This window comes from Mesorhizobium sp. P2_F8 (assembly GCF_056403655.1).
Genome location: NZ_JBFUFB010000053.1, coordinates 1 through 7,062, shown reverse-complemented (window position 1 = coordinate 7,062; position 7,062 = coordinate 1). Strand labels below are relative to the sequence as shown.

Here is a 7,062-nt window from a genome sequence, read left to right as displayed (position 1 = left end):
GTGACCGGTCGACCGACGATCGCGCCGATGGGAACCGCGCACGACCGGACCGCGGTATCACCGACGAGGACGGCGCAGGCTCCGCATTCGGCCAGGCCGCAGCCATACTTCGGACCGTTCAGGCCGAGGTCATTGCGTAGCACGTGAAGAAGGGGCGTTGTTGACGGGAGGGAGAGGTCAACATCCAGCCCATTCACGCGGAGCGCAATCAAAGTATCCACTCCAGCCTCCGCAGAACTCGCAATGCCGGAAGATCGGTATGCTTCACTCGTTCGTGTCGATGTCCTCTCCCAATAGACGTAGCGTGTGGAGAAGCGCCATGCGCTCGGCCGGGTTGAGGTGCTTCATGGTCAGCTCGGTGATCTCCAGCGCATGCGGCACCGTGCGCTCCAGCAATTGCAGGCCGGCCGCGGTGATGGATACGATCACCTTGCGAGCATCCGAGGTATCCTTCGAAAATGCGATCAGGCCGCGATACTTCAACCTGTCGATGATTCCGCGGATCGTGCCCTGGTCGACACTTGTTGCCTTGACGAGTTCGCTCTGCGACTGGGGTCCGCTGTCCTTCAGCGCGCAGAGTGTTGAGAATTGAACTGCTGTTAGTTGCGGGTCGCCGGCATTCGCCTGGAAGATGGCGAGATGGCGCTGATAGGCGCGCCGGAGCAAGTAGCCGACCTGGTCCGAGAAGACATAGCGATCCGCGCCTTCCATGCGATCCTCTTCGTCCGACTGGCGCCCCGGCATCTTGCTTCCCAACGCGGAACATTGATGTCCGAGGCATGCATAAAGCGTTGGCATCGCGCAAGGCAAGATAGCGTCCCTGGCTTTCGGACCTGCTTTTCTGACGCCAGGCCACTGGCTGCGATTGATATCCCCAGAAGGCGGTCTGAAACCGGCCCTTTCTCGCCCTTGGCGGCGTGGCGCAGCGCGCATTCGAACACATGAATGGTTCACCAAAAAAAAGAGTGTACACTCTGCAATATCTGTTTCCCCGGGCCATGTCAAAGCCTAGCTCGCCTCACCCCGAAACTAGCAAAATTGCGCGCTAACGGGCCGAAGCGAACGCAAACTGGCGATTTGCCGGCATGGCTATAGCTGTTGACATTTAGAGTGTATACTCTATAAAATACCAACTGGCTATCGAAACCCATCGGGAGGTAATCAGGTCCATGCCAACAAAGACGCAGATCGCGGTCATAGGTGCCGGGCTTGGAGGGGCTGCGGCGGCGGCACTTCTTCAGCAGGCCGGCCTTCATGTCGACGTCTTCGAACAGGCACCGGCCTTTGCGCGCATCGGTGCCGGTATCCACATGGGCCCGAACGTCATGAAGGTGTTCCGCCAACTCGGGATGGAAGACGCTGTCGTCGCCATGGGTTCCAAGCCCGATTTCTGGTTCAGCCGTGACGGGCGCTCTGGCGACTATCTTTCCCGGATCCGGCTCGGCGGGTTCGCCGAGAAGGAGTATGGCGCTCCTTATGTGACCGTCCATCGCGGTGATCTGGCCGCGCTTCAAGTCTCGCTGCTGCGGCCGGAAAACCTACACTTCGGCAAGCGGCTGGACGCAGTAACGGACAATGGCGCCGGCGTCGAGCTCAGCTTCGCCGACGGCACTCGAGTCACGGCCGACATCGTTATCGGCGCCGACGGCATCAATTCGAAGGTCCGTGAAGCTCTGCTCGGCGAGGAGAAGCCGAACTACAGCGGCTGGGTCGCCCACCGAGCGGTGATTTCGTTCGACAAGCTGAGCCGCTACGGCCTCGACTTCGAAGATTGCGTGAAATGGTGGTTCGAAGACCGCCACATGATGGTCTACCACACCACCGCGGACCGCAGTGAGTATTACTATGTCACCGGCGTGCCGCATCCGGCCTGGGACTTCGATGGCGCCTTCGTGCCGTCTAGCCGCGAAGAAATGCGGCAAGCTTTTGCCGGTTGCCATCCGGTGGTGGACTCGCTGATCGACGCCAGCGACGAGGTGACCAAATGGCCGCTGCTCAATCGCAAACCGCTGCCGGTGTGGAGTGAGGGGCGGATGGTGCTGCTCGGCGATGCCTGCCATCCGATGAAGCCACATATGGCGCAGGGCGCGGCCATGGCTATCGAAGACGCGGCCATGCTGGCGCGTTGTCTCGGCGAAACCGGGGGCAGCGATTACGCATCGGCCTTCGCCCTCTACGAAGCAAACCGCAGGGATCGTGCCTCGCGCGTGCAGGCGGTATCCAATGCCAACACCTGGCTGCGCAACCAGGAAGACCCGGCCTGGGTGTTCGGCTACGACGTCTATCAGGCGCCGCTGCAGAGCAGGGAGGCGGCGCAATGAAAGCGGCAGCGGTTACAGGCGCCAATGTCGCCGCCAACGGCATCCGCCAACACTATTTGCACTATCTCGGCACGGGATCTTCGCTTGTGCTGGTGCCGGGCATCACCAGCCCGGGCGTGACCTGGGGTTTCGTCGCCGAAAGGCTCGCCCGCGAATTCGACGTTTACGTCCTCGATGTACGCGGCCGCGGCCTGTCGCAATCCGGCCCGAACCTCGACTACGGCCTCGACAGCCTGGCCGACGACCTCTCGGGTTTCATCGCGGCGCTCGGCCTTTCCAATGTGACGGTGCTCGGCCATTCCATGGGCGCGCGCGTCGCGATCCGCGCGGCGACCCGCAACCCCGCCGGCATGGCACGGCTGCTGCTGGTCGACCCGCCCGTCTCGGGTCCGGGGCGCCGCCCTTACCCTTCGAAGCTTGCCTGGTATGTGGATTCGATACGACAGGCGGAAAGTGGCATGGACGCCGAAGCTATGCGCACCTTCTGCCCCAGCTGGAGCCATGAGCAGCTCGCGCTTCGGGCCCAGTGGCTGCACACCTGCTTTGAGCCCGCCATCGTGACGGCCTTCGAAGGCTTTCATACCGACAACATCCACCGCGATCTGCCCGGTCTTCCCGTCGCCGCTGGCCTGATGGTGGCGACGCGCGGCGGCGTCATCGAACCTGCCGACGAAGCGGAAATTCAGTCCCTCAATCCGGGCATCCGCATCGAGCGCGTGTCCGATGCCGGACACATGATCCCCTGGGACAATCTCGAAGGGTTTTTGGCCGCGGCTGACCGGCTGCTCGGAACCGCTCTGGCAGCGAAGAAAGCGGCATGACCACGAAACCGTTCCGGATCGGCCAGATCGTGCCGAGTTCCAACACAACGATGGAAACCGAGATCCCGGCGATGCTTTTGGCGCGCCAAGGCATCCGGCCCGAGCGCTTCACCTTCCATTCGAGCCGCATGCGCATGAAAACCGTCAGCAAGGAAGAACTCGCCGCCATGGACGGCGAGTCCGACCGCTGTGCCGCCGAGCTCTCGGATGYCCGCGTCGATGTGCTGGGCTATGCCTGCCTTGTCGCCATCATGGCGATGGGACTTGGCTATCACCGGCAGTCGGAGGCGCGGCTGCGCGGCCGCACGCAGGAGAATGGTGCGGACATCCCGGTCGTCACCAGCGCTGGCGCCCTGATCGACGGCCTCAAGGTGCTGAAGGCCAGGCGCATTGCCGTCGTGGCGCCCTATATGCGGCCGCTGACCGAACTCGTGGTAAACTACATCCGCGAGGAAGGTTTCGAAGTCGTCGACTGGCGCGCGCTGGAGATCCCCGACAACCTCGACGTGGCGCGGCATGACCCGGAAAACCTGCCCGGCATCGTTGCCAGCATGAACCTCGAAGGTGTCGACGTGGTCGTGCTGTCGGCTTGTGTGCAGATGCCGTCGCTGCCCGTCATCGCCAAGGTCGAAGCCCTTACCGGAAAGCCGGTGCTGACGGCGGCGGTCGCCACAACATACGGCCTGCTGAAGGCGCTCGGCCTGGAGCCGGTCGTTCCAGGCGCCGGCGCGCTGCTTTCCGGCGCGTACTGAGGGACGCGCCCATGACCCAGCCGGCAATTCCCATAGACGCCGCTACACAGGCGGCAGCCGACAACTACAGCGGCGTCTGGGGTCACCGCATCGGCTTCGGGCGCAGGCCGGCGCTGCTGGTGATCGACTTCATGAAGGCCTACACGACCCCCGGCGCACCGCTCTTCGCGCAGGGCGTGGTGGAGGCCGTCGCACACACGCCCGCGCTACTGGCCGCAGCGCGCCAGGCCCGCATACCGGTGATCCACACCAACATCCTCTACCGCGCGCCCAACTGCGCCGATGGCGGGATCTGGGTGAAGAAGGCGCCTGTGATGGCGGCTCTGGTCCCCGGCAGTCCGCTGGCCGAATTCTGCGACGGCGTCGAACCGTTGCCGGGCGAACTGGTCGTCACCAAGCAGTATGCCAGCGCCTTCTTCGGCACCAGCCTCGCGCCGATGCTGCACGCCGATGGCATCGACACGGTCATACTCGCCGGCTGCTCGACCAGCGGCTGCATCCGGGCAAGCGCCGTGGACGCGGTCCAGCACGGCTTCCGAACCATCGTGATCAGGGATTGCGTCGGCGACCGGCACGCCGGGCCGCACGAAGCCAACCTGTTCGACATCGATGCCAAGTATGGCGACGTCGTCAGCCTCAAGGAGGCGCTCGGCGAAATCGGACACGCCGGCCGACGCACGCCGCCCGAACCAGAATGCATGCCCGAAACTAGCTGAACAGGGCCGCAACGCCGCCCGCATTGCGAAGGAGATCGCTCGATGGATCGCAACGTTCTGACTGAAATCTGCCTGCACCAGCTCACGCTCAGCGGGGTGCACGAGGGCGAGAAGGTTATCGTTTTGTCGCAGGGCGGCGAGCGCCTCGACTATGCCGACGCCTTCTTAGCCGCTGGCCAGCGCCTGGGCGCGCGCATGTATCACATGCGTCTTCCCGCGCCGCTCCCCGGCAATGGCGCCTGGGCCGTTGGCGAAACCGGGCTGGCGGCCAACCCGGAAGCGGTCGAAGCGCTGAAGCAAGCCGACATGGTCGTCGACCTCATCTTCCTTCTTTTCAGCCCGGAGCAGATGGCAATCCAGGCGGCCGGCGCACGCGTGCTGACCGCCGTCGAACCAGCGCCCCTGCTTGCCCGACTTCTGCCCACCAAGGAATTGCGCGAGCGCGTCGAAGTCGGCGAGGCGATCCTGTCGAAGGCCAAGACCATGCGCATCACCTCCCGCCATGGCACCGACGTGATCTACAAGCTCGGCGTCTACCCGACGGTTGGCGAATACGGCTACACCGACCAGCCCGGGCGCTGGGACCACTGGCCGGCGGCTTTCGTCTTCACCGGCGGCGCGGATGATGGCGTCGACGGCAAGATCGTGCTGGCGCCTGGCGACGTGCTTTTGCCATTCAACACCTACGTGCGCGAACCGGTCATCTACACGATCGAAAAAGGCTTCGTTCAAGACATCCGCGGCGGGCTTGAGGCCGAGCTGATCAAATCCTACATGGGGGAGTTCAAAGACCCGCGTGGGATGGGCATGAGCCATGTCGGCTGGGGGCTCGACCACCGGGCGCAGTGGCACGGCCTGACGCAGTTTCCCGGCGGCATGGGCATGGAGCTGCGCTCCTTCTACGGCAATGTAATGTTTTCGACGGGCCCGAACAACGAACTCGGCGGTCCCAACGACACCGCCTGCCACCTCGACATTCCGATGCGTGGCTGCAGTCTTTTCCTGGATGACGAGCCGATCGTCGTGGACGGAGACATCGTCATCAGGGAAATGCAGCACCGCCAATAGACCAGACTGCCGGCACCCGATCGGCACCAAGGCCTGAGGCTTATCGATTTGCGATGTGAAGCATGACTCGTAGTCTGAAATGGGGACGGAAGCGGACTGGACGCTGCGAGCAAGGGCGTCCAAATGCGAACTCTCAGTTCGATGCGAGCTGCGTCGTGGGTGACTAATCCAGACACCATCGCTGCTTCAGAACCGAGTAGAACGCTCTGCCGGTTGAGGCGACTTCAAGCTCTGGCAAGAGCATTCCGGATTGGCCGGAAGTCGTGCCGCGGTCTCCAGCGCCACACGCGAGGCTGTCATGGAGAGGCTCGGTAACACATCCTCCTGCAGCAATTTCTGGCGATTGCGGTCCATATAGTCGTTGAAGCCCGCCGTGACGAACGCAAGAGGCACGAAACACGCGCCAATCTCGCGCGACAAGGTCGCCTCTGGAGCGATCGAGTGGTTGAGCACGTCCGCCCCCATGTTTCGATACGCCAGAGCTTCGGCGGGAGTTGTCAGTCGCGGCCCGTAGCAGTGGGCAGCGACCAACTGCTGCTCGATGCCATGGACCCGGCATTCGGCTGGCCAATGGCGCCGGGCGGTCTCGGCCAACAATGCCGCACATCTTGGACATACGATCTGCTTGCCCGAGCAGTCGAAGCTCTGGCGGCCGGGCAGCAGTGAAAACGGGGTCTGCGACAGTTCGATGATATCAGCGTTCACCACCATGTCGCCGGGCTGGATCGCCTTGTTGACGGCGCCAACAGTCGAGCAGGCCAGCACTTGCCTTACACCCGCTTTCATCAAGACCCAGAACGCGCGGCGATGACAGGAATGATCGATATGGTCGCGGGGATTGCCGTGCGAATACATGCACAGGGCATGTTTGGTTTTGCACTCGACGGTAATCGACGCATCGAATTCGAGAAGCTTCCAGTTGTCAGAACGACCGAAAGGCGTTTCAAAACTCATGTCGCGCCGCAAGGTGCGCACACCCTCGAATGCGACATCTTCCGGGAAGGCAAGCCCCCAGTTTGCCGAGCCRGTGATGATGGCCAACCCTACCTGAGGGATGTCCGTTGACTGATCCGCCGGAGCACCGGCCACGTGATGATTTGCAGGCATGTTTCCAGTCTCGGTCAGGATTTTTGGCGAAGGCTCACGATCAGGACGGCGACCACGACGATGGCCGTCCACAAGGTCGAGATCGCCGCAATGGTCGGGTCGATCTGATCGCGCAGAGATATRAACATGAGTTTCGGCAGCGTGCTGTTTTGACCGCTGGCGACGAAGATCGAAATCACAGACTCGTCCAGCGAAGTCAGGAAGGCCATCAGCGTAGCCGACAATAGACTGATCTGAAGTTGCGGGACAATTATTCCGCCAATGGCTCTCGCCCAGT

General features: G+C 62.7%; 8 protein-coding genes and 1 pseudogene. 5 read left to right on the top strand and 4 right to left on the bottom strand.

Annotation, left to right across the window (positions count from 1 at the left end; all coding sequences use genetic code 11):
* Nucleotides 1-221: (2Fe-2S)-binding protein (locus tag AC1DZP_RS35395; RefSeq protein WP_477308899.1), on the bottom strand; the 221-nt coding region annotated here is incomplete at its 3' end.
* A 43-nt stretch (nt 222-264) separates the two neighbouring features.
* On the bottom strand, nt 265-744 hold the full coding sequence (locus tag AC1DZP_RS35390) for a MarR family winged helix-turn-helix transcriptional regulator (RefSeq protein WP_457153962.1): 480 nt from the start codon (nt 742-744) through the stop codon (nt 265-267).
* Nucleotides 745-1,169: 425 nt separating this feature from the next.
* Between AC1DZP_RS35390 and AC1DZP_RS35385 the strand changes: the two genes are divergently transcribed.
* From AC1DZP_RS35385 to AC1DZP_RS35365, 5 genes are read left to right on the top strand one after another with little or no spacing between them, the layout of a single operon-like run.
* On the top strand, nt 1,170-2,321 hold the full coding sequence (locus AC1DZP_RS35385; protein ID WP_477308896.1) for an FAD-dependent monooxygenase: 1,152 nt from the start codon (nt 1,170-1,172) through the stop codon (nt 2,319-2,321).
* Nucleotides 2,318-3,142 (top strand): alpha/beta fold hydrolase, encoded by an 825-nt coding sequence (locus AC1DZP_RS35380; RefSeq protein WP_457153887.1) that lies wholly within the window; start codon nt 2,318-2,320, stop codon nt 3,140-3,142. The genes AC1DZP_RS35385 and AC1DZP_RS35380 overlap by 4 nt, the downstream gene beginning before the upstream one ends.
* Nucleotides 3,139-3,894 (top strand): maleate cis-trans isomerase family protein, encoded by a 756-nt coding sequence (locus AC1DZP_RS35375; protein WP_477308894.1) that lies wholly within the window; start codon nt 3,139-3,141, stop codon nt 3,892-3,894. The genes AC1DZP_RS35380 and AC1DZP_RS35375 overlap by 4 nt, the downstream gene beginning before the upstream one ends.
* A gap of 11 nt (nt 3,895-3,905) precedes the next feature.
* Nucleotides 3,906-4,610: an isochorismatase family protein gene (locus tag AC1DZP_RS35370; protein WP_457153885.1), complete on the top strand. Its 705-nt coding sequence runs from the start codon at nt 3,906-3,908 to the stop codon at nt 4,608-4,610.
* 42 nt (nt 4,611-4,652) lie between these two features.
* Nucleotides 4,653-5,678 carry a 2,5-dihydroxypyridine 5,6-dioxygenase NicX family protein gene (locus tag AC1DZP_RS35365; protein ID WP_457153884.1) on the top strand — a complete coding sequence of 342 codons (1,026 nt, stop codon included), beginning with the start codon at nt 4,653-4,655 and terminating at the stop codon, nt 5,676-5,678.
* Between the two features lie 186 nt (nt 5,679-5,864).
* Here AC1DZP_RS35365 and AC1DZP_RS35360 read toward each other — a convergent pair whose 3' ends face one another.
* Entirely contained in the window at nt 5,865-6,785 is a 921-nt protein-coding gene (locus AC1DZP_RS35360) for a phosphorylase family protein (protein ID WP_457153883.1), read from the bottom strand.
* A 14-nt stretch (nt 6,786-6,799) separates the two neighbouring features.
* Nucleotides 6,800-7,062 (bottom strand): annotated as a pseudogene (locus AC1DZP_RS35355) (ABC transporter permease); the annotation flags it as partial.

What these genes read in the sequence shown, in the direction of transcription:
- AC1DZP_RS35370 (WP_457153885.1), top strand. Translation starts at nt 3,906, where the DNA reads ATGACCCAGCCGGCAATTCCCATAGACGCCGCTACACAGGCGGCAGCC.
- AC1DZP_RS35390 (WP_457153962.1), bottom strand. Translation starts at nt 744, where the DNA reads ATGCCGGGGCGCCAGTCGGACGAAGAGGATCGCATGGAAGGCGCGGAT.
- AC1DZP_RS35380 (WP_457153887.1), top strand. Translation starts at nt 2,318, where the DNA reads ATGAAAGCGGCAGCGGTTACAGGCGCCAATGTCGCCGCCAACGGCATC.
- AC1DZP_RS35365 (WP_457153884.1), top strand. Translation starts at nt 4,653, where the DNA reads ATGGATCGCAACGTTCTGACTGAAATCTGCCTGCACCAGCTCACGCTC.
- AC1DZP_RS35385 (WP_477308896.1), top strand. Translation starts at nt 1,170, where the DNA reads ATGCCAACAAAGACGCAGATCGCGGTCATAGGTGCCGGGCTTGGAGGG.